The sequence below is a fragment of the Microbacterium sp. NPDC089321 genome, from assembly GCF_040684935.1.
In the GTDB taxonomy this organism is placed as follows: domain Bacteria; phylum Actinomycetota; class Actinomycetes; order Actinomycetales; family Microbacteriaceae; genus Microbacterium.
Genome location: NZ_JBFBGX010000003.1, coordinates 261,562 through 282,413, shown reverse-complemented (window position 1 = coordinate 282,413; position 20,852 = coordinate 261,562). Strand labels below are relative to the sequence as shown.

Below are 20,852 nucleotides of genomic sequence, written 5' to 3'. Positions count from 1 at the left end.
TCCGCTCAACCGCTTGGGGCGAACAAGTAATAATTTACGCGCCACCCACCACCCCCGCAAATCACCACCACACCCCGGGCGTGTCGCACCCCCGCTTCCGCGTGATTCCGCGGTTCTGCGGGCGTAGGGTCGGCTCATGAGACAGTCCGCCTCCGGTCACGTCGTGCCGCTGCCCTCGCATCTCGCCGTGGGCGAGCTCGCCTGGAGCAGCGTCTGCGCCGCGGGCGCCGCCCTCTCCCCCGGCGCATCGGCTGCGCCGGATCCCGAGCAGGTCGCCGCGGCCTATCGCAGCGACCGCCATCTGCTCATCGACGGCGAAGCGCCCGATGTGTGGTCACCGCTGTCCCGGTTCTGGCGCGTGACCGACGGCTGGGTGCGCACGCACGGCAACTATCCGCATCACGCGGCCGCGCTGCGTTCCGGTATCGGCGCACCGCAGGATGCATCGGCCCCCGACATAGGCGAGCGTCTCTCGCGCATGACGGCCGAGACCGCGACGCGGATGATCGCGTCAGCCGGCGGCCTGTGCGTACCCGTGCGACGGGAGCATGCTCCGGACGATGCCGCCCTGCGCGCGCATCCGGTCGTCGAGACGCACCGACTCGCCGACTCCTCGGCTCGTCGTCTGCGCGCGGTCTCGGCGCACGCTCCGCTCGCGGGCGTGCGGGTGCTCGATCTCACGCGGGTGATCGCCGGCCCGGTCGCGACCCGCACCCTCGCCTTCGCCGGTGCCGATGTGCTGCGCATCGATTCACCGCTGCTGCCCGAGCCCGCCTGGCAGCATCTGGACGTCGGTCACGGCAAGCGATCCGCGCTGCTCGACATCGTCGCCGACCGGCCGCTGTTCGAGTCGCTGCTCGCGGACGCCGACGCGATCGTGCTCGGCTACCGTCCGAGTGGTCTCACACGGCTCGGCCTCTCCCCCGAATCCTTGGCCGCGCGGCATCCGCATCTCGTCATCGGCCAGCTCAGTGCGTGGCCCGGCGACGGCTCACCCCGCGGCTTCGACAGTCTCGTGCAGGCCGACTCGGGCATCTCGTGGATCGAATCTCCGGATGGCGCGACCCCAGGTGCCCTTCCGGCACAGGCGCTCGATCACTCCGCCGGCTACCTGCTGGCCGCCGGTGTGGCCACCGCACTGCGGCGCCGAGGCGAGGTGGGTGGCGGATGGCTGGTGCGCACCTCTCTGCGCCGGGTCGCGGCGAAGCTGCTCGGGATGCCCCGCGACGCCGCCCCCGTCGCGGCCGGCGACCAGGGGTCGCCGGGACAGGGGCCCTACACCGCACGGACGCAGGAGTTCGAGGTGGCCGGACAGCGCATCACCACGGTAGCTCCGGCCGTGCGATGGCCCGGTTCGCCGGAGGTCTTCGACCCGCCTCGCCCGTGGGGCGGCGATGCCGCCGAGTGGTGGTGACAAGCCGGCGGGCGGTGACAGCAGCGGTCAGGCCTGCTTCTCGGATGCCTTCCGTCGGCCACCCGCGATGAGGACCAGCGCCACGGACAGCATGATCGTCGCAGCGCCCCACAGTCCCGACGCCGGCGGGAGCACCCGATAGGCGAGGTGCTGCACGGTGAACGAGCTGTCGAGCGGGCCCAGCATCGCCAGCCCGAGGATCCAGCTCGCCACCAGCAGTGCGGGAAGGCTCAGCATCCACACCCAGCGAACCCAGGCGGGCAGCATCCGGACTCGCCGGACCGCGGGACGCCGGATCAGCCAGTGCACCGCGAAGACGCCGATGATGAGCAGCCCCACCACGCTCGACCCGTGCTGCAGCCACTTGTATCCCGCCAGCGGGCCCCACATGTGCTGCAGCGCCGGAACCGCCTGCACACCCCAGCGCCCCTCATGCGTGAACAGATCCCAGGCGATGTGCGAGAGCACGCCGAGCACGAGCGAGACCACCAGCAGCAGCGGGTACCAGCGCCTCCCCGGCGGGGAGAGCATCTCCCGAGCGGCCTCGGAGCCGCTACGTCGCCATTCGTCGGGAAGCCGGTCGGCGATGGCGTCCGGGGCCAGCTCCACTGCTGCCGGTCGAAGCACCAGGCGCCATACCAGCAGCAGCACGAATGCGACGAGCGTCGTCCAGGCGATGTTCGACCAGCCGTGGGTGAACCCGTACGACAGGCCGGCGCCGCGCAGGAACAGCGGCAGGTCGGGGGTCATCGCGCCGACCGCGATCGCCGCCGGAACCAGCGGTGACCGCGCGAACGGCAGCGCGATCACCGCATGGCTCGGCGTGAACGGCATGTTCAGCCGATGAAGACGCCGGCGAGAGTCTTCTTGCCGCGGCGCAGAACCGACACCCCGCCCGGCAGGGTGCCGTGCACGGTCGCGTCGTCGTCGGCGACCTTCGCTCCGTCGAGCGTCACACCGCCCTGCGCGATGGCGCGACGCGCCTCAGATGCGCTGGAGACCAATCCCGTCGCGACGAGCACCTCGACCACGGATGCGCCGGCAGACACCGTCGCGTTCGGCAGCTCGTCGAGAGCCGTGCGCAGCGTCGCCGCGTCGAGCTCGTGCAGGTCGCCCTGTCCGAACAGTGCCTCGGACGCGGCGATGACCGCGGCCGTCGCCTCGAGGCCGTGCACCGTGGCGCACACCTCGAGCGCGAGACGCTTCTGCGCGGCCCGGCGGAACGGCTCGCTCTCGACCAGCGCCGCGTACTCCTCGATCTCGGCGCGCGTCAGGAATGTGAAGACCTTGAGCCGCTCGATCACATCGGCGTCGGCAGTGCTGAGCCAGAACTGGTACATCCGGTACGGGCTGCACATCTCGGAGTCGAGCCAGACGGCGTTGCCCTCGCTCTTGCCGAACTTGGTGCCGTCGCTGTTGGTGATCAGCGGGGTGCCGATCGCATGCGCGGACACGCCCTCGACACGGTGGATGAGATCGGTTCCGCTGGTGAGATTGCCCCACTGATCGCTTCCGCCGGTCTGCAGCACGCAGCCGTACTGGCGGTAGAGCTCGAGGAAGTCCATGCCCTGCAGGATCTGGTAGCTGAACTCGGTGTAGCTGATGCCCGCTTCGGAGTTCAGCCGAGCCGCGACCGCATCCTTCTTGAGCATGGTGCCGACGCGGTAGTGCTTGCCGATCTCACGCAGGAAGTCGATGGCGCTCATCGGCGCCGTCCAGTCGAGGTTGTTGACCATCCGAGCCGCGTTGTCGCCCTCGAAGCTCAGGAAGCGCTCGACCTGCGCGCGCAGACGCTGCACCCACTCCTCGACCGTCTCACGCGTGTTCAGCGTGCGCTCGGCGGTGGGGCGCGGGTCGCCGATCAGTCCGGTCGAGCCGCCGACGAGGCCGAGCGGCTTGTGCCCGGCGAGCTGGATCCGGCGCAGGGTGAGCAGCTGCACGAGGTTGCCGAGATGCAGGCTCGGCGCGGTCGGATCGAATCCGCAGTAATACGTGATCGGATCCCCGGCGAGAAGGGCGCGCAGCGCCTCCTGATCGGTGGACACGTGGACGAGGCCGCGCCACAGCAGCTCGTCCCACACGTTCTCGAACGTGGGATCGAGCGCCACGGAGGCGGTCGTCAGAGCGGGATTCGACACGCTTTCCAGGCTATCAGCGGCGCTCGGCTCAGCTGTGCACACCCCACCACAGCAGGAAGGCCGCGCTCAGGGCGACGACCCAGCTGACCAGGCTGCCGACGAGGAAGTACTCGGCACGCGCGCCGGTCTCTCCATCTTTCGAGATCTCCGGGAACCGGACGATGCCCTTCGCCGCGAGCATCGCAGCGAGAAGCGAGTAGGCACCGGCGAGGGTCAGCACGACGACGAGCAGGCGTTCGAGCGGGCCGATCAGCCTGCCGCCCTGGAAACCTGACGCACCCTGCTGAGGTTGACGCAGCTGCCCACCGCGGAAACGCCCGCCAGACTCGACGGGACGCCATGTGCCCTCCCGGTCGAGGGCGGCCCGCACGATGAGGTTCCCCGATTCTGCGGCGACCAGCAGCACTCCGACGGCGAGCACCGCTGCGTCGAAGCCGATCTCGCCCTCGGGCGAAGGCAGATGCCACACCGTGCCGATGATTCCGGGGGCATCGCGCTCGGGCATCAGCGCGGTGGTCGCGCCAGCCAGCACCGCGAGCAGCACAGCGGGCCAGAAGGATGCCCGGCCCGTCGCGTCAAGGGGCATGGACCGCATCCAGGCGAGACCGACGACGACAGCGATGGCCGCCTGCACCACCGCGTCGCTGAGAATGCCGGCCACGACGATCGCGATCCCCAGCATGATCAGCAGGATCACGCGGAGGACCGACCGGGTGGCGAAGCGCCGGATCAGGTCTGCGGCGCCGACCCCTGCAAGTGCCAGCCCGGCGAGGATCATGAGCGCTCGCCCGTCATGAGCGCCAGGCCATCGAGGAGCGCGGCAGCGCCCGAGCTGCGCAGTGCCTTCGACACCGCGGGCTGCGTGATGCCCTCCTGCTCGGCGAGTGCGCTCTGCGAGAGTCCGCCGATGCGGCCGTAGGCGAGGCGCCGCTCGCGCTCTGTCATGCGCACGACGATCGCGTCACGCGCCAGCAGATAGGCGTTGCTCGTCGACACCCTGGATTCCATGCCCTCATCCTGCCCGGGGGCGGCGACAATCCAGCTGCGGGCCGTCGGCACGGCTCGTTCCTGACGGGCGTGCACCGTCTCGATCGCCTCTCGCGCGGCCCACCAGCCCGGGCCGTCGGTGAGTTCGCGGTGCGCGGACTCGATCGCGCGGATCTCGCCGATGCCCAGCCCGTAGCGGAACTCGATGCCCTCAGGCAGCGCGAGCTGCAGCAGCAGAACGCCGGCCAGGGCATCATCGAGCGTGCTGTACACGCCCTGCTGCTCGTCGCCTACCGTCGGCTGCAGCGGCTGATCGGCGAGCGGGTGCTCGCGCTGGACGCGCGCGATCGTCTCGTCGAACATCCGCTGGGCTGCGGCCCGGTCGCGGAGTCGACGTGAACCGACGATGTCGGCGATCACTGCGACGACCATGGCATTACCATAGCACGAATAGTCTCGTATTATGCCCTAATTGGTTATAAGTGCAGACTATTCCGGCCAGACGTCGATCAGAGGCCGATGGCGTGCGCAGCGGCCTGAGCCCGGGCGACGAGCTCTGCCCGCTGTTCGGCCACCCTCTCCGGCGCGGTTCCCCCGACGCCCGAGCGCGAGGCCACCGACCCCTCGATGGACAGCACCTCTCGCACGTCGGCAGTGAGCCGATCCGACACCGACAGCAGCAGCTCGTCGTCGGCATCCTCGAGCCCGATGCCGCGCTGCTCGCACGCGCGCACCAGCGCACCCGAGATCTCGTGCGCGTCGCGGAACGGCACGCGGCGCTTGACGAGCCACTCGGCGACATCGGTCGCGAGCGAGAAGCCCTGCGGCGCGAGCTCTGCCATCCGCTCGGTGTCGAAGCGCAGCGTCGCGATCATGCCGGCGAACGCGGGCAGCACCACCTCGAGCGTCTGCACCGAGTCGAAGACCGGCTCCTTGTCTTCCTGCAGGTCGCGGTTGTAGGCCAGCGGCAGCCCCTTGAGCGTCGCCAGCAGGCCCGACAGGTTGCCGATCAGCCGACCCGACTTGCCTCGCGCCAGCTCGGCGATGTCGGGGTTCTTCTTCTGCGGCATGATGCTCGACCCCGTCGAGTACGCGTCGTCGAGCGTGACGAATCCGAACTCGCGGGTGTTCCAGAGGATGATCTCCTCGCTCAGACGCGACAGGTCGATCCCGGTCATCGCAGCGATGAAGGCGAACTCGGCGACCACGTCGCGGGCGGACGTGCCGTCCAGCGAGTTCTCCGCAGGACGGTCGAGACCCAGCTCCCTGGCGACGAGCGCCGGGTCGAGACCGAGCGTGGAACCGGCCAGCGCTCCCCCGCCGTACGGCGAGACGCCGGCGCGACGACGCCAGTCGACGATGCGCTCCAGCTCGCGCACCAGCGGCCAGGCGTGGGCCTGCAGGTGGTGGGCGAGCAGCACCGGCTGGGCGTGCTGCAGATGGGTGCGGCCGGGCAGGATGGCGTTCGGGTGGGCCTCGGCCTGGGCGACCAGAGCATCGATCACGCGCAGCAGATGCTTGGCGATCACTCGGGCGTGATCGATGAGGTACATGCGCACGAGCGTCGCGATCTGGTCGTTGCGGCTGCGACCCGCGCGCAGGCGACCGCCGACCTCGGCGCCGACCTCGGCGATCAGAGCCTTCTCGAGCGCGCCGTGCACGTCCTCGTCACCCGGATCCGGCAGCAGCGTGCCGTCTGCGATGCGGGCGGCGAGAGCGTCGAGTCCGTCATGCATGATGCGGGCCTCGTCGGCCTCGAGATACCCGGCCGCCTCCAGCGCCGTGGCGTGCGCGTGCGATCCGGCGATGTCGTAGGGCGCGAGGATCCAGTCGAAGTGCGTCGACCGGCTCAGCTCCGCCAGCTCGGGCGACGGTCCACCGGCGAACCGGGCACCCCAGAGAGCTCCCTCATTCGTGCCGTGTGCATCTGCACCTGCATCCGCGCTCATCTCGTCTCCCTCGCGTCGCTCAGCGCACCGCCCGCTGCGTCGTCCTGCTTGCCGAGCAGCCAGACGAGCAGCGCCTTCTGCGCGTGAAGGCGGTTCTCCGCCTCATCCCAGACGACGCTCTGCGGGCCGTCGATGACCTCGGAATCGACCTCGTAGCCGCGGTCGGCGGGAAGGCAGTGGATGAAGATCGCATCGGATGCCGCCTGCTGCATGATCGCCGTGGTCACCTTGTACCCGCCGAGTTCACGGAGACGCTCGATCTTCTCCTCCTCCTTGCCCATCGACACCCAGGTGTCGGTGACGATCACATCCGCGCCCTGCGCTGCCTGGCTCGGGTCGGTGACGAGAGTGATGGATCCGCCGGTCTCCGCCGCACGCTTCTGCGCGGCGATGACCACATCGGCGCGCGGTGCGTAGGAGTCGGGTGACGCGATGCGCACATGCATGCCGGCTGTGACGCCGGCCAGCGCGTACGAGTGTGCCATGTTGCTGCGGCCGTCACCGAAGAAGGTGAGCGTCAGCCCCTGCAGGTCGCCCTTGTGCTCGCGGATGGTGAGCAGGTCGGCGAGCAGCTGACAGGGGTGGAAGTCGTCGGAGAGGGCGTTCACGACGGGCACGCGCGTGCCGCGCGCCATCTCCTCCAGCCCCGCCTGCGCGTAGGTTCGCCACACGATGGCCGCGACCTGGCGCTCGAGCACGCGCGCGGTGTCGGAGGGGGTCTCCTTGCCGCCGAGCTGACTGTTCGCGGTCGAGATGATCAGCGGCGACCCGCCGAGGTCGGCGATGCCGACCGCGAACGAGACGCGCGTGCGGGTCGACGACTTGTCGAAGATCACGGCTACGGTCTGCGGACCGGCCAGCGCCTTGCTCGCCCAGCGGTCCTTCTTGAGCTCGATCGCGAGGTCGAGGATCTCCGCCTGCTCGGCGGGGGTCAGGTCGTCGTCGCGCAGCAGGTGGCGGGTCACTTCGGCTCCTTGATGTCGGGAAGATTCTGGGCGACGGCGGTGAGAGCAGCGCCGAAGCGCGTGACGAACTCGTCGATCTCGTCGTCGCCGATCGTGTAGGCGGGTGCGATGCGGATGACGTCGTCCGTCGGCGCATTGACGATCAGGCCACGCTCGTGCGCGGCGGCTCGGACCTGGCCGGCGACCGGCTGAGTGAGCCGGATGCCGATGAGCAGGCCTGCGCCCGACGTGCCGCCCACGAGCGGGAGCGACAGCACGGCCTCGCGCAGCTGCGCGCCGCGAGCGTTGACGTTCTCGAGCAGGTTCTCGCTCTCGATGTGACCGAGGACGGCGTTCGCGACCGCGCTCGCGAGCGGGTTGCCGCCGAACGTGGAGTTGTGCGTGCCGGGATAGAACAGATCGCTGGCGGCGCCGAAGGTGATGAGCGCGCCGAGCGGGAAGCCGGCTCCGATGCTCTTGGCCACGGTCACGGCATCCGGGGTCACGGCCTCGCGCTGGAACGCGAACCACTCCCCCGTGCGACCCGATCCGGTCTGCACCTCGTCGAGGATCAGCAGCGCGTCGTGCTCGGTCGTGAGCTCGCGGGCTCGTCCGAGGAACCCGGCCGGCAGCTCGACCACGCCTGCCTCGCCCTGGATCGGCTCGACCACCATCGCCGCGACGGCGTGCGACGAGAACGCCGACTCGAGGCTCTCGATCGAGCGCTCGACCGTGACGACGTCAGGGAGGGCGGGCTGGAACGGATCGCGGTACGCGGCCTTGGGCGTCAGCGAGAGCGTGCCCATCGTGCGCCCGTGGAAGGCGCCCTCGACCACGAGGATCGTCGTGCGTGCGCGGCCCTCGGTCTCGGCGAAGCGCGCACCGTGCAGCCGCGAGAGCTTGATGGCCGTCTCATTGGCCTCGGCGCCGGAGTTCGCGAGGTAGACGCGCCCCTGCTCACCCGTGCCGGCGAGCCGTTTCAGCCGTGCGGCGATCTCGAGCTGCGCCGGCGAGGCGAAGTAGTTCGAGACGTGCGACAGCGTCGCGGCCTGGCGGGAGACGGCGTCGACGAACACAGGGTGGGCGTGCCCGAGGCAGTTCACCGCGATGCCGCCGAGGAAGTCCAGATAGCGGTTCTCGTCGGCGTCCCACACCCAGGATCCCTCGCCACGGGTCAGCAGCGCCAGGCGCCCGCCCAGGCTCATCAGGTCACGCGCGGCGTCTTCGCTCCACTCACGCATCCTTGACCACCTCCGTGCCGATTCCCTTGCTCGTGAACAGCTCGACGAGCACCGAGTGCGGCACGCGTCCGTCGATGATGGCCGCAGCGTCGACGCCGCCCTCGACGGCGTCGAGACAGGCGCGCATCTTCGGGATCATGCCCGACTCGAGCTGCGGCAGCATGGCGGTCAGGTCGTGCGACGTGAGGTGCGAGACCAGCGAGTCGCGGTTGGGCCAGTCGGCGTAGAGACCCGGCACGTCGGTGAGGATCACCAGCTTGCGGGCGTTCAGCGCGACCGCGAGGGCGGATGCCGCGGCATCCGCGTTCACGTTGAGCGACTGACCGGGGTGGTCGAGGTCGGGCGCGATCGACGAGACCACAGGGATGCGCCCTGCGGCGAGATGATCGAGCACGGGCGTGGGGTCGACCTGCACGACGTCGCCCACGCGACCGAGATCGACCTCCTCGCCGTCGATCATGACCCCGCGGCGGCGACCGCCGAACAGACCGGCGTCCTCGCCGCTCAGGCCCGTGGCGATGGGGCCGTGCGAGTTGATCTTGGCGACCAGCTGGGGGTTCACCTGGCCGGTGAGCACCATGCGCACGACCGAGATCGCCTCGGTGTTCGTGACCCGGTACCCGCCCTTGAACTCGCTGGGGATGGCGAGCCTGTCGAGCATGTTCGAGATCTGCGGACCGCCGCCGTGCACGACGACCGGCTGCACGCCGACGTAGCGCAGGTAGGCGATGTCCTGGGCGAAGGCCTCCTGCAGCTCGTCCGAGACCATCGCATTGCCGCCGTACTTGACGACGACGATCTGGTCGCGGAACTTCTTCAGCCAGGGCAGGGATTCGATGAGGGTGGCGGCCTTGACGGCGGCCTCCTCGGGGGCGGTGTCCTGAATATCCGTCATGAGGCGTAGGCGCTGTTCTCGTGCACGTAGTCGTGGGTCAGGTCGTTGGTGAGGATCGTCGCCGTGGCGTCGCCGACCTTGAGGTCGATCTCGATGTGCGTGTCGCGAGGCGTCAGATCCACCTCCTCACGGGGTCGGTCGGGTCCGCCCGCGGTGCACACCCGCACGCCGTTCATCGACACGTCGACGTCGTACGGGTCGAACTGGGCGGAGGTGGTGCCGATCGCGGCGAGCACGCGCCCCCAGTTGGGGTCGTTGCCGAAGATCGCGGCCTTGAACAGGTTGTTCCTGGCGACGGAGCGGCCGACCTCGACGGCCTCGGCCTCGGTCACGGCGTTCTTCACCTCGATCGCGATGCTGTGGCTCGCGCCTTCGGCGTCGGCCTGCAGCTGCACAGCCAGGTCGCGGCACAGCTCGGCGAGCGCGTCGGCGAAGTCGTCGAGGTCGGGCCGGATGCCGCTGGCGGCATTGGCGAGAAGCGTCACCTGGTCGTTGGTGGACATGCATCCGTCGGAGTCGAGTCGATCGAAGCTGACCCCGGTCGCCTTGCGCAGCGCCGCGTCGGCTTCGGATGCCTCGAGATCGGCGTCGGTGGTGATCACGACCAGCATGGTGGCGAGCCCCGGTGCGAGCATGCCCGCTCCCTTGGCCATGCCGCCGATCGTCCATCCGTCGCGGCTGATGACGGCGGTCTTCGGCACGGTGTCGGTGGTCATGATCGCGGCGGCCGCGTCGTCGCCTCCGTCTGCGCTGAGAGCCGCGATGCCGCGCTCGACGCCGTCGAGCACCTTGGCGCGGAAGACCTCGTCGCCGGTGCCGATCAGTCCGGTGGAGCACACCAGCACGTCTCCCGAGCTGACATCCAGCAGCTCACCGGCCTTCTCGGCGGTGAGGTGGCTGGTCTGGAACCCGAAGGCGCCGGTGAAGCAGTTGGCACCGCCGGAGTTCAGCACGATCGCCTCGACCACCCGGTCGACGATCACCTGCTGCGACCAGATGATCGGGTTCGCCTTGGCACGGTTGGTGGTGAACACGGCAGCGCCCACTTTGCGAGGGCCGCGGTTGACGACGACGGCGACGTCGGGCTTGCCGGTGCTCTTCAGACCGACGGCGACTCCTGCCGCCTCGAAACCCTGGGGGGCGGTGACGCTCACGGGGCGACTCCGTTCACGGTGAGGGCGCGGCCTTCGGGCAGGCCGAGCGCGATGTTCATGGACTGCACAGCGGCACCGGCGGTGCCCTTGACGAGGTTGTCGACGGCGGTGACGACGGTCACGCGGTTGGCCGCGCGGTCGATCGCCAGGCCGATCAGCGCGGTGTTCGCGCCGAGCACGTCTGCCGTGCGAGGGAAATGCCCGGCCGGCAGCAGCTGCACGAAGGTCTCGTCGCCGTACGCGCTCTGCCACGCGTCGCGGATCTGGGCGTCGCTCACTCCCTCGGCGATCTTCGCGGTCGACGTGGCCAGGATGCCCCTCGCCATCGGCACGATCACCGGGGTGAACGAGATCCGGATGCCGTCGGGCGCCGCTCCGGACGCCGCGGCGAGCGCCTGACGGATCTCGGGGATGTGCCGGTGGGTGCCGCCGACCGCGTAGGGGTTGGCCGTGCCGAGGATCTCGCTGCCGAGCAGGTTCGTCTTCAGGCTCTTTCCCGCGCCGGACGGCCCCACAGCCAGCACGCTGACGATGTCGGACGGCTCGATCACCCCCGCCGCCACGCCGGGTGCGAGGCTCAGGCTGACGGTGGAGGCGTTGCAGCCGGGGGCTGCGATACGCCGCGCACTGCGCAGGTTCTCGCGCTGCTTGCCGCCCTCGACGAGCAGCTCGGGCACGCCGTAGGTCCAGGGTTCGTGGAACGCACCGCCGTAGAAGGCGTCCCACGCGGCCTCCGAGGTCAGCCGGTGGTCAGCGCCGGCATCGATCACGAGGGGAACGTCGCCCAGGGCGTCCGTGTACTGACCCGACTGCCCGTGCGGCAGGGCGAGAACGACGATGTCGTGGCCGGAGAGGATCTCGGGCGTCGTGTCCTGGAGAGTGAGGTGCGCGAGCGAGCGCAGGTGCGGCTGGTGCTCGATGAGCGGCTGACCGGCGTTCGAATGCGCCGTCACGGTGCGGATCTCGATGTCGGGATGGGCGGCGAGAAGCCGCAGGATCTCGCCTCCTGCATAGCCGGATGCGCCGGAGACGGCGACGGAGTACGTCATGCTTCCACCTTAACGGTCGGTGCTCGGTCGTCCCGGGAGATGACGCGGGCGAGAGCGGAGAACGGGGCCGGGGCGGCGACACCGGCGCCGTGCCCGCCGAGCATGACGGGAAGCGCGGGGTCGCCTAGAGTCGGCGGCCGCCGCGGCGTCGGCGCACAGGAGCAGCGCTCAGGAGGCGCTGAGCTACGTGGTGTGCGACCGAGGGCATGCCGCGACAGTAGCGCCGGGGACGCGACGATGGCAAATCGACGTGTCCCCGACGCCACCGCTCAGCGCAGGTCGAAGAACGCCCGCTCGTGCTCCGACGCGAGGATGAACGCCCGCTGCATCCGCCGTCTGACCCGCTCGTCGGCAGTGGCCGCCGCCGACGTGACGAAGCCGATCGCTTGCTCGCTCGCCTCGGCGAACCCGGGGTCGGCGTATGTCGCGAGCCATGATGCATAGGGATGCTGCGGATCCAGAGCGCGTGTCCCGAACTCACCCGCGTGCAGGCGGGCGCCGAGATCGGCGTACAGCCAGAAGCAGGGCAGCACCGCCGCGATGAGCACCGCGTATTCGCCGGAGAACGCCGTCGCCCGCAGGTGGTCGAGGTAGGCGGTCGTCACGGCGCTGGGCTCGGCGTCGAACGTCCCGGCCGTGACGCCGGTCTCCGCTGTGAGCCAGGACGCGTGCAGCTCGAGCTCGCCGTCGATGCAGCCCCTCGCGGATTCCGCCCAGAAGGCCTGCTCCTCAGGAGTCGGCGCGAGGCGTGCGGCCTCGGCGAGAACCCGCGCGTAGTCGCGCAGGTACAGCGCGTCCTGCGCGAGGTAGCGAAGGAACCGCTCGCGGTCGAGAGAGCCGTCCGCCAGCGCGCGGATGAACGGCAGCTCGTCGATCGCCCCGCGGACGTCAACGATGCTGTGCCACCACTCGTCGCGGACCTCGTGGGCCGTAGGGCGCGTTGTCACACCGCCCCGTTGCCACAGTCCGGCGAAGTGGTTCACCGGACCATGACCCCGGCCCACGTCGAGCGCATCGCCGGCGCGGAGCGATTCCCGCAGCCACGCGCGCGCCCCGCGCACGGCATCCGGCCACTCGTTCCCCGCTGCGCGCAGCGTCGCCAGCGCCGACGACAGCGAGCACCCGGTGCCATGCGTGCTGCCGGTCTCGATGCGCGCGTCGTCGAACGCGGCGATGACGCCGTCTTCGCCGACGAGGGCATCCGGCGCGGACGGGCCGCCGAGGTGACCGCCTTTGGCGAGCACGAGGGCGCCGGTCTCGGCCGAGACCCGCTGCGCGGCGCACAGGGCGTCGTCCCAGCCCTCGATCGATCGCCCTGCGAGCACGGCGAGCTCGGCGAGGTTCGGGGTGACGACGTCCGCGAGCGCCGCGAGATCTCGCAGGGCCGATTCGGCCCGTGCATCGAGCAGCCGGTCGCCGCTGGTGGAGACCATCACAGGGTCGAGGACGACCGTGGCCGGGCGGTGCGCGGCGAGCCATTCGGCGACGGTTTCGACGATCTCGGCGTCAGCCAGCATCCCGATCTTCACCGCGTCGATCCGGATGTCGTCCGAGAGGGCGCTCAACTGGTCGCGCAGGAACTCGGCCGGTGGCACGTGCACACCACGCACGCCCTGGGTGTTCTGCGCGGTCAGCGCGGTGATCGCCGCCATTCCGTAGCCGCCGTGCGCGGCGATCGACTTGAGATCTGCCTGGATTCCGGCGCCGCCGGAGGGATCGCTGCCGGCGATGCTCAGCACCCGCGGCGCTGTGCGCCCCGTCCACCGTCGCCGGATCTCCTGCGCCGCGTGCCTGGCATCGTCGGCGGCGCAGATGGCAGAGACGACCGCGACGCCTGCAGCGCCCGCCTCGCGGAGGGGCGCGATGTCGTCTATGCCGATGCCGCCGATAGCCACCGCGGGGACTGGGCTGCCTGCGGCGAGCGCGCGGAAACCATCGACGCCCAGAGCCGGAGGATGATCCGGCTTCGTGGCGGTAGGGCGGATCACCCCTACGCCGATGTAGTCGACCGTTCCCGCGGGCAGGGCGCGGACGGCATCGAGATGCGCATCGGTGTTCGCGGTGAGCCCGATCAGCGCGTCGGGACCCAGCAGACGTCTGGCGTCGGCGACGTGGATGTCGGACTGGCCCACATGCACGCCGTCGACGCGCGCTCCCCGCCGTCGGGCCTCGACCACCGCATCGACGCGATCGTCGACCACGAGCAGGGCGCGACCGGCGATCGCCTCGCTCAGCGCGATCAGCTGCTCGATGATCGAGGCGTCCGGGGCGTCCTTGTCGCGCAGCTGCACGACGGTGACACCGCCGGCCACTGCATCGCGGACCGTCTCGACGACGCCCCGATCGCCGCACAGGTGTGCATCGGTGACGAGGTACGTCGACAGATCCGGGTTCACAGCGCACCCGCCTCGATGCGGCCGGCGCTCTCGTCGACGCGCGCTTCGGCCTCGATGTCCGCGGGGTCGACCCCGGCGAGTGCGTCGAGCAGAGCGACGGCGAAGCTGCCTGGGCCGTCTGCCACGCGGGCGGCATGCTCGGCCGCGATCGTGTACACCAGCGTCGCGGAGGCGACCGCGTCGAGCGCATCCGCTCCGACCGAGCGTGCGGCACCGAGGAGCGCCGCCATCAGCGCGCCGAGGGCACAGCCTCCGCCGGTGACGCGAGTGAGCAGCGCGTCGCCGTTCGCGATGCGGATCAGGCGGTCGCCGTCGGTCAGCAGATCGACCGGACCGGACACCGCCACCACGCTGCCGTACCGGTCGGCGATCGCGCGAGCGGCATCGAGGGCCGAATCCGGCGCATCGACGGCATCCACACCCCGCCCGCCTGCCCCGGTGCCTGCCAGCGCGAGGATCTCGCTGGCATTGCCGCGCACCGCCGTCGGACGCAATGACGCGAGTTCGGCGGCGAGCGCCGTGCGCACAGGCAGGGCGCCGATCGCAACCGGGTCGAGCACCCATGGGGTGCCGGCGGCGTTCGCTGCGGCGGCGGCCTCGAGACTCGCCGCACGCTGCTCGGGGGTGGGCGTGCCGAGGTTGACCAGCAGCCCCGAGGCTACTCCGGCGAACATGCCGGCTTCTCCGACGATGTCGACCATCGCCGGCGAGGCTCCGACGGCGAGCAGGGCGTTCGCGGTGAAGCCGGTGACCACCGCGTTGGTGATGCAGTGCGTGAGCGGTGGCTCCTCCCTCACGCGTGTCAGGAGCGCGGCGGAGAAGGCCGGGACTCGGGTGGACGGACGCAGAGGATCGCTCATGGGCGACATCCCTTCGCTAGTACGAACTAGATCAGGTTCGACGGGTGTGATCTCAGCCGCGGATGCGGCACCCCGTGTCACTGCACGCGAGTCTAGCCAGGCGGGCGTCCTGCGCCGGCCTGCGAGTCGCCGGATGTCAGGACGACGTCAGCTGCGCGATCAGCGCCTGCTCTTCGTCGCGGCTCAGCCCTGCCCTCCGCTCACGGTCGATACCGCGGGCGCGCTCGTCGGCGAGCACGCCGCGGACGGTGTCGTCCAGGGTGGTGAGGCGTCCCCCGGCGGCGCGGTAGGCGGAGTTGTCGCGGCGCATGAAGCCGGGCATGTCGGCGGGCAGCCACAGCGGCAGCGAGCGCTCGCCCATCCAGTACTGCACATCATGCGCTTCGAGCCAGTCGTCGCCCGCCTCGAGCAGCTCGCCGGTGTGGCCGGCTGCCGCACGGACGCGACTGAGCAGATCGGCGAGCGGATGCACGTCGCCGATGGCGTTCACGACGCCCCAGCGCGGCTCGCCCGAGAGGAACTCCGCAAGGTCGTCGACGTCGATCACCTGGGCCGAGCGCCCGGCGAGCTCCGGCACCAGCACCGGCCCGGTGCCCGCCCTTGCGAAGGCCGCCGCCCAGTACCCGAACCGATCGCTCGGGTCGCCGGGGCCGACGATCAGTCCTGGTCGCACGATGAGGGCCCGCTCGCCGAGAGCCGCGACCGCCTGCTCGGCCGCGACCTTCTGCGCACCGTACTCGTACTCGTCGCCGGGTCGCGCCGGCGCGTGCAGCTCCCCCGACTCGTCGAGACCCTCGCTCGCATCGTCGGAGTACACCGACATCGACGAGACGTATGTCCAGTGCTCGGTGCGATCGCCGAGCGCCCCGACCGCCTGCGCGACGTGCTCTGCGCGCGACGAGATGTCGACGATCTCATCCCAGCGGTGCTCGGCGAGGCGGTCGTAGACGCCGGGTGCATCCCGGTCGCCCCGGAGCAGCACGGTGCCGTCGGTTGCCGGCCGGTCACCGCGGGCAAGACACGTCACCGCCGCTCCGGCATCCCGCCATCGACGCGCGATGCGCCCCGAGAGCCAACCTGTTCCGCCGAGCACGAGCACCTTCGTCATGCGGCAATGACACCACTCGGCGGGATGCGACGGAAGCGATTCCGCTCAGAGCGTCAGACGGCGCTCACCACGGCAGGGAACGGTCCGGGCCGCGCCGGGAGTCGTCCGGCATGTGCGGAAGGCTCTCACCGCCGGAGCGGATGCACAGCCAGCGCAGCGCCGCAGGGCTGTCCGGCAGCGCCCTCCAGGTTCGCCACACGCCCTGGCCGACGCGCACCACCGTGCCCTCGGCGACATCGATCACGTCGTCGTCCAGTCCCATCTGGCCACGGCCGCCGAGGAAGACGTACAGCTCCTCGACCTTCTCGTGCACATGCCAGTAGCCGGCCTGCTCGCCCGGAACGAGGGCATTGGCCGTCATGCCGATGTACTGCATGGTCAGCTCGTGGTCGACGACGCGTCGTCCGTCGCGCGAACGCGCCTCGTCGAAGCCGCCGTGGAAGGCACGCCAGTCCTGCTGCGCGCCGATCTCGATCACCTGGTAGTCGCTCATCTCTGCTCCTCGATATCGCCGGTCGTCTCTGCGCGCTCGACGCCGTGAACCCACGCCCGGTCCTGCCGCCGGTAGATCAGTCGCACGTGGTCGCGATCGGGGCGTCCCTGCCAGAACTCGACGCGCTCGGGAACGACGCGCCACAGCATCCACTCCCCCGGCGAGATGCGGGCGCGCGCCGACCGGGAACGCGCGGCGAGATCGGCGGCGCTCTCTTCCGCCGTCGCCTCGACCACTCGGCCGCGCACCCGAACCGCGCGCATGAGCGGCTGCCACCAGAATGCGAGCGCCGCTCTGGGCCGGCCGGCCAGCTGCATGCCCTTCGCCGAACCGCGGTTCCCCGCGAATGCCCAGCCCCACTCGCTCACGTCCTTCAGGATCAGGGTGCGGGCGTCGGGCATCCCCGCGGAGTCGACCGTCGCCAGCGTCATCGCAAGAGGCTCGGCCACGCAGCGATCCAGTGCGTCGTCGAGCCAGCTCAGGAACAGCGCCACCGGGTCGGCCGGAGCATCGCGGGGGTCGAAGGCGGGGGCGTCTCCGGTCAGGCTCGGCACGGCCCTGAGGCGGGCGGCTGTGGTCATGCTCTGAGCCTACGCACCGCCGGTGCTGCGGGGGTCCGCAATCGCCGCAGCCCTCCTGAGCCGATCGGCTCAGGAGGGCTGCTGGCACCAGGATCAGTCGCGGATGCTCGCTCCGACGCGCTCCGCCGCGAGAGCGACGCCGGCCATCTTCGCCTCGCTCGCCTCGGCGGCCGTCAAGGTGCGGTCGGATGCCCGGAAGCGCAGCGCGAAGCTGAGGCTCTTCTGCCCCTCGCCCAGGCCCTCGCCACGGTAGTCATCGACGAGACGCACCGACTCGAGCAGATCGCCGGCGCCCTCGACGAGAGCGTCGCGCACCTCGGATGCCGGCACCTCGACACCCACGGCGAGCGAGACGTCCTGAGTCGCGGCGGGGAAGGTCGAGAGCGACTCGGCGACCACGCGATGACCGGCGAGGGTCAGCACGCGATCCAGGTCCAGTTCGAGCACGTAGGCGCGACCAGGAAGGTCGGCGTCGGCAGAGACCTGCGGGTGCAGCTCCCCGACGTAGCCGACCTGCTCACCGGCGACGGTCAGCGCTCCGGCACGGCCGGGGTGCAGGGCGGCACGCTGCGTCTGCTCGACCGCGATCTCGACACCGGCGGCGACGGCGATCACACGCACGGCGTCGAGGGCGTCGGACAGGTCGACGTGCTCGGCGGCGCGGCCGGGCTGGCGGGTGGTGATGCTGCCCGTGAGCAGCGCCGACACGAGTCGAGGCTGCGGCGGGATCGACGCGTTCAGCTCGGCGAGCGTCTCGTCCGAGGGGCGCTGCCCCAGTGGCGGGACGATCTCGGTGCCGTACACGACGCCCTCTTCGGGCGTGAACACCGACCCGACCTCGAACAGCGCGAGATCGACGAGTCCACGCGAGATGTTGCGGTGGGCGGTCTGCATCAGGCCCGGCACGAGCGAGCGACGCAGGAACGGCGCCTGTCCGTCGAGGGGGTTCGCCAGCCGGATGCTGGACAGCTGCGCTCCGGTCGGCGAGCCGTGCAGATCGTTCTGCTCCTGCGTGGTGAACGGGAACGACGGCGTCTCCACGAAGCCGGCCGCGGCCAGGGCATCCGCGACGCGCTTGCGGCCCACCTGAAGGGCGGTGTAGCCGCGGCCCGACGGCGGGGTGGGCAGGACCGACGGGATGCGGTCGAGCCCGTGGATGCGCGCGACCTCCTCCACAAGGGTCCACTTGTCGGTCAGGTCGCGCCGCCAGCTCGGCGGGATGACGAACCATCCGCCGTCGACCTCCGAGACCTCTGCGCCGATCATCTCCAGCGCGCCCGTGATCTCGTCGTCCGTGTAGTCGACGCCGACGACGCCCTGGGTGAAGCCGCGCGGCAGATCGATGCCCGCGATCTCGACCTCGGCGTACAGCGCACCGCCCTCGTCGGTCAGCGTGCCACCGGCCAGCTCGACCATGAGGTCGGCGACACGGCGCGCGGCGACGAACGGGATCAGCGGGTCGACACCACGCTCGAAGCGCTTCGACGCCTCGCTGGGCAGCTTGTGCCGACGGGCCGAACGGGCGATCGTCACCGGGTCGAACGTCGCGGCCTCGATGAGCACGTTGCGGGTCTCCCCGCTCATCTCCGTGGTGCCGCCGCCCATGACGCCGGCGAGGCCGATCGGACCCGAACCGTCGGTGATGAGCAGATCCTCGACGTGCAGTGCTCGCTCCTGGCCGTCGAGCGTGGTCATCCGCTCCCCGTCGGTCGCACGGCGCACGACGATGCCGCCCTGCAGCTTGTCGAGGTCGTAGCCGTGGATCGGGTTGCCGAGCTCGAGCATGACGTAGTTGGTGATGTCGATGAGCACGCCCAGCGACCGCATCCCGGCCAGGCTCAGTCGCGCGACCATCCACGGCGGAGTGGGGCGCGACGGGTCGACGCCGCGCACGACGCGAACGACGAACTCGCTCGTGCCGACAGCACCGCGGATCGGGTTCCGGTCGTCGACGCGGACCTCGAAACCAGACCCAGGCTGCAGCTCTGCGAAGTCGCGATCGGCGGGGTCGCGGAACTCCGCTCCTGTCGCGTGGGAGTACTCGCGAGCGAGTCCGCGCAGTGAGAAGCCGTAGCCGCGGTCGGGCGTGACGTTGACGTCGACGGCGAAGTCGTCGAGGTGCAGCAGTGCGATGGCATCCGTGCCGACCTCGGGGTCGAGCCCCAGCGTCGAGAGCACGATGATGCCGTCGTGCTCATCGCCGAGACCCAGCTCGCGCGCCGAGGCGATCATGCCGTCGGAGACGTGACCGTAGGTCTTGCGCGCCGCGATCGGGAACGGGCCGGGCAGCACCGCGCCGGGCAGCGTGACCACGACCTTGTCGCCGACCACGAAGTTGTGGGCGCCGCAGACGATGCCGCGGGGCTCGGCCTCGCCGACATCCACCTGGCACCAGTTGATCGTCTTGCCGTTCTTCTGCGGCTCCGGCTCGATCGACAGCACCCGGCCGACGACGACCGGGCCCGAGATCTCGAAGCGGTGGACGTCCTCCTCTTCGAAGCCGACCGACACGAACGACTCCAGGACGTCTTCAGCCGTGGCATCCGGTGCCACATCGACGTACTCGCGCAGCCATGAGAGAGGAACGCGCATCACACCACCATCCCGAACTGCTCGCTGAAGCGCACATCGCCCTCTGCCATGTCGCGCATGTCCTTCACATCGCTGCGGAACATCAGGGCGCGCTCGACGCCGATGCCGAAGGCGAATCCGCTGTACACCTCGGGGTCGATTCCCGCCGCGCGCAGCACGTTGGGATTGACCATGCCGCAGCCGCCCCATTCGATCCAGCGCGCGCCGCCCTTGAACGTCGGGTGCCACAGGTCGAACTCGGCCGAAGGCTCGGTGAACGGGAAGTAGTTCGTGCGCAGACGGGTCTTCGCCTCGGCTCCGAACAGCTGCTTGGCAAGGTGATCGAGCGTTCCCTTGAGATGAGCCATCGTGATGCCCTTGTCGACCACGAGACCCTCGACCTGGGTGAACACCGGAAGGTGCGTCGCGTCGAACTCGTCGGTGCGGTACACGCGTCCGGGGCACAGCACGTAGATCGGCACCGCGCGGTCGAGCATCGAGCGCACCTGCACGGGGCTCGTGTGCGTGCGCATCACGAGGTGACGCGAGGTCGGGTCGACGTAGAACGTGTCCTGCTCCTGGCGGGCGGGGTGATCCTCGTCGAAGTTGAGCGCATCGAAGTTGAACCACTCGTGCTCGAGCTCGGGCCCTTCCGCGATCTCCCAGCCCATTCCGACGAAGATGTCGCTGATCTGCTCCTGCATGAGCGGCAGCGGGTGGCGGGCGCCGACCCGAGAGCGCGACGCGATCGCGGTGATGTCGACTCGCTCGGCCTCGAGACGAGCCGCCGTCTCGGCTTCGGCGAGCCCGGCCTCCTTGGTGGCGAGCGCCTGGGTGACCCGGCCCCTCCCCTGCCCGATGAGCTTTCCGAACGCCGCCTTGTGCTCGGGCGCGACCTGGCGCATCGACGCGTTGAGAACGGCCAGCGGCGACCCCTCGGCGACGTGGGCGGCGCGGGCGGCCTTCAGCTCTGCCGTGTCGGCTGCGGCGCCGATCGCGGCGAGCGCGGCGTCGACCGCCGACTCCACCGCCTCGGGTGTGATCTGGGGTGTTTCGGGCGAGTCTGACACGA

General features: G+C 70.4%; 18 protein-coding genes and 1 riboswitch. Of the genes, 1 reads left to right on the top strand and 17 read right to left on the bottom strand.

The features are described from left to right. Positions 1-136: 136 nt before the first annotated feature. Positions 137-1,414: a CoA transferase gene (locus tag AB0N59_RS14870; RefSeq protein WP_363485000.1), complete on the top strand. Its 1,278-nt coding sequence runs from the start codon at positions 137-139 to the stop codon at positions 1,412-1,414. A 27-nt stretch (positions 1,415-1,441) separates the two neighbouring features. Here AB0N59_RS14870 and AB0N59_RS14865 read toward each other — a convergent pair whose 3' ends face one another. The 17 genes from AB0N59_RS14865 to pheS form a co-directional block, all read right to left on the bottom strand. Next, positions 1,442-2,248 carry a DUF4184 family protein gene (locus AB0N59_RS14865; protein WP_363484997.1) on the bottom strand — a complete coding sequence of 269 codons (807 nt, stop codon included), beginning with the start codon at positions 2,246-2,248 and terminating at the stop codon, positions 1,442-1,444. Between the two features lie 2 nt (positions 2,249-2,250). Beyond that, complete coding sequence (gene tyrS, locus AB0N59_RS14860; protein ID WP_363484994.1) at positions 2,251-3,552, bottom strand: tyrosine--tRNA ligase; 1,302 nt, start codon at positions 3,550-3,552, stop codon at positions 2,251-2,253. Between the two features lie 28 nt (positions 3,553-3,580). Next, the gene (locus tag AB0N59_RS14855) at positions 3,581-4,330 is read right to left on the bottom strand and encodes a hypothetical protein (RefSeq protein WP_363484991.1); all 750 of its coding nucleotides are present in this window, start codon (positions 4,328-4,330) and stop codon (positions 3,581-3,583) included. Then, the gene (locus AB0N59_RS14850) at positions 4,327-4,971 is read right to left on the bottom strand and encodes a SatD family protein (RefSeq protein ID WP_363484988.1); all 645 of its coding nucleotides are present in this window, start codon (positions 4,969-4,971) and stop codon (positions 4,327-4,329) included. The genes AB0N59_RS14855 and AB0N59_RS14850 overlap by 4 nt, the downstream gene beginning before the upstream one ends. Before the next feature lie 77 nt (positions 4,972-5,048). Then, positions 5,049-6,488: an argininosuccinate lyase gene (argH, locus tag AB0N59_RS14845; protein ID WP_363484985.1), complete on the bottom strand. Its 1,440-nt coding sequence runs from the start codon at positions 6,486-6,488 to the stop codon at positions 5,049-5,051. After that, positions 6,485-7,453, bottom strand: coding sequence for an ornithine carbamoyltransferase (gene argF, locus AB0N59_RS14840; RefSeq protein ID WP_363484982.1), 969 nt, complete (start codon positions 7,451-7,453; stop codon positions 6,485-6,487). Before argF ends, argH begins: the two co-directional genes overlap by 4 nt. Next, positions 7,450-8,673 carry an acetylornithine transaminase gene (locus AB0N59_RS14835; protein WP_363484979.1) on the bottom strand — a complete coding sequence of 408 codons (1,224 nt, stop codon included), beginning with the start codon at positions 8,671-8,673 and terminating at the stop codon, positions 7,450-7,452. The genes argF and AB0N59_RS14835 overlap by 4 nt, the downstream gene beginning before the upstream one ends. Then, positions 8,666-9,568 (bottom strand): acetylglutamate kinase, encoded by a 903-nt coding sequence (gene argB / locus AB0N59_RS14830; RefSeq protein WP_204974050.1) that lies wholly within the window; start codon positions 9,566-9,568, stop codon positions 8,666-8,668. The genes AB0N59_RS14835 and argB overlap by 8 nt, the downstream gene beginning before the upstream one ends. Continuing rightward, positions 9,565-10,722: a bifunctional glutamate N-acetyltransferase/amino-acid acetyltransferase ArgJ gene (argJ, locus tag AB0N59_RS14825; RefSeq protein WP_363484976.1), complete on the bottom strand. Its 1,158-nt coding sequence runs from the start codon at positions 10,720-10,722 to the stop codon at positions 9,565-9,567. The genes argB and argJ overlap by 4 nt, the downstream gene beginning before the upstream one ends. Continuing rightward, positions 10,719-11,771, bottom strand: a complete 1,053-nt coding sequence (gene argC, locus AB0N59_RS14820; RefSeq protein ID WP_363484973.1) for an N-acetyl-gamma-glutamyl-phosphate reductase — start codon at positions 11,769-11,771, stop codon at positions 10,719-10,721. Before argC ends, argJ begins: the two co-directional genes overlap by 4 nt. A gap of 269 nt (positions 11,772-12,040) precedes the next feature. Then, positions 12,041-14,167 (bottom strand): bifunctional hydroxymethylpyrimidine kinase/phosphomethylpyrimidine kinase, encoded by a 2,127-nt coding sequence (locus AB0N59_RS14815; protein ID WP_363484970.1) that lies wholly within the window; start codon positions 14,165-14,167, stop codon positions 12,041-12,043. Next, entirely contained in the window at positions 14,164-15,027 is an 864-nt protein-coding gene (thiM, locus tag AB0N59_RS14810; RefSeq protein WP_363484967.1) for a hydroxyethylthiazole kinase, read from the bottom strand. The genes AB0N59_RS14815 and thiM overlap by 4 nt, the downstream gene beginning before the upstream one ends. Further along, positions 15,019-15,112, bottom strand: a riboswitch (TPP riboswitch). Its footprint overlaps the gene before it by 9 nt. Positions 15,113-15,163: 51 nt before the next feature. After that, positions 15,164-16,135 (bottom strand): NAD-dependent epimerase/dehydratase family protein, encoded by a 972-nt coding sequence (locus tag AB0N59_RS14805; protein WP_363484964.1) that lies wholly within the window; start codon positions 16,133-16,135, stop codon positions 15,164-15,166. A gap of 64 nt (positions 16,136-16,199) precedes the next feature. Then, positions 16,200-16,628 carry a cupin domain-containing protein gene (locus AB0N59_RS14800; protein ID WP_363484961.1) on the bottom strand — a complete coding sequence of 143 codons (429 nt, stop codon included), beginning with the start codon at positions 16,626-16,628 and terminating at the stop codon, positions 16,200-16,202. Continuing rightward, a complete protein-coding gene (locus tag AB0N59_RS14795; protein ID WP_363484958.1) occupies positions 16,625-17,209 on the bottom strand; it encodes a pyridoxamine 5'-phosphate oxidase family protein in 585 nt (194 codons plus the stop codon). The genes AB0N59_RS14800 and AB0N59_RS14795 overlap by 4 nt, the downstream gene beginning before the upstream one ends. Positions 17,210-17,302: 93 nt before the next feature. Further along, on the bottom strand, positions 17,303-19,801 hold the full coding sequence (gene pheT / locus AB0N59_RS14790) for a phenylalanine--tRNA ligase subunit beta (RefSeq protein WP_363484955.1): 2,499 nt from the start codon (positions 19,799-19,801) through the stop codon (positions 17,303-17,305). After that, complete coding sequence (gene pheS, locus AB0N59_RS14785; RefSeq protein WP_363484953.1) at positions 19,801-20,850, bottom strand: phenylalanine--tRNA ligase subunit alpha; 1,050 nt, start codon at positions 20,848-20,850, stop codon at positions 19,801-19,803. Before pheS ends, pheT begins: the two co-directional genes overlap by 1 nt. Positions 20,851-20,852: the final 2 nt, after the last annotated feature.

Coding starts and splice junctions, on each gene's coding strand:
- AB0N59_RS14870 (WP_363485000.1), top strand. CDS start 137: ATGAGACAGTCCGCCTCCGGTCACGTCGTGCCGCTGCCCTCGCATCTC.
- AB0N59_RS14865 (WP_363484997.1), bottom strand. CDS start 2,248: ATGCCGTTCACGCCGAGCCATGCGGTGATCGCGCTGCCGTTCGCGCGG.
- AB0N59_RS14855 (WP_363484991.1), bottom strand. CDS start 4,330: ATGATCCTCGCCGGGCTGGCACTTGCAGGGGTCGGCGCCGCAGACCTG.
- AB0N59_RS14850 (WP_363484988.1), bottom strand. CDS start 4,971: ATGGTCGTCGCAGTGATCGCCGACATCGTCGGTTCACGTCGACTCCGC.
- argH (WP_363484985.1), bottom strand. CDS start 6,488: ATGAGCGCGGATGCAGGTGCAGATGCACACGGCACGAATGAGGGAGCT.
- AB0N59_RS14835 (WP_363484979.1), bottom strand. CDS start 8,673: ATGCGTGAGTGGAGCGAAGACGCCGCGCGTGACCTGATGAGCCTGGGC.
- argB (WP_204974050.1), bottom strand. CDS start 9,568: ATGACGGATATTCAGGACACCGCCCCCGAGGAGGCCGCCGTCAAGGCC.
- argC (WP_363484973.1), bottom strand. CDS start 11,771: ATGACGTACTCCGTCGCCGTCTCCGGCGCATCCGGCTATGCAGGAGGC.
- thiM (WP_363484967.1), bottom strand. CDS start 15,027: ATGAGCGATCCTCTGCGTCCGTCCACCCGAGTCCCGGCCTTCTCCGCC.
- AB0N59_RS14805 (WP_363484964.1), bottom strand. CDS start 16,135: ATGACGAAGGTGCTCGTGCTCGGCGGAACAGGTTGGCTCTCGGGGCGC.
- AB0N59_RS14800 (WP_363484961.1), bottom strand. CDS start 16,628: ATGAGCGACTACCAGGTGATCGAGATCGGCGCGCAGCAGGACTGGCGT.
- AB0N59_RS14795 (WP_363484958.1), bottom strand. CDS start 17,209: ATGACCACAGCCGCCCGCCTCAGGGCCGTGCCGAGCCTGACCGGAGAC.
- pheT (WP_363484955.1), bottom strand. CDS start 19,801: ATGCGCGTTCCTCTCTCATGGCTGCGCGAGTACGTCGATGTGGCACCG.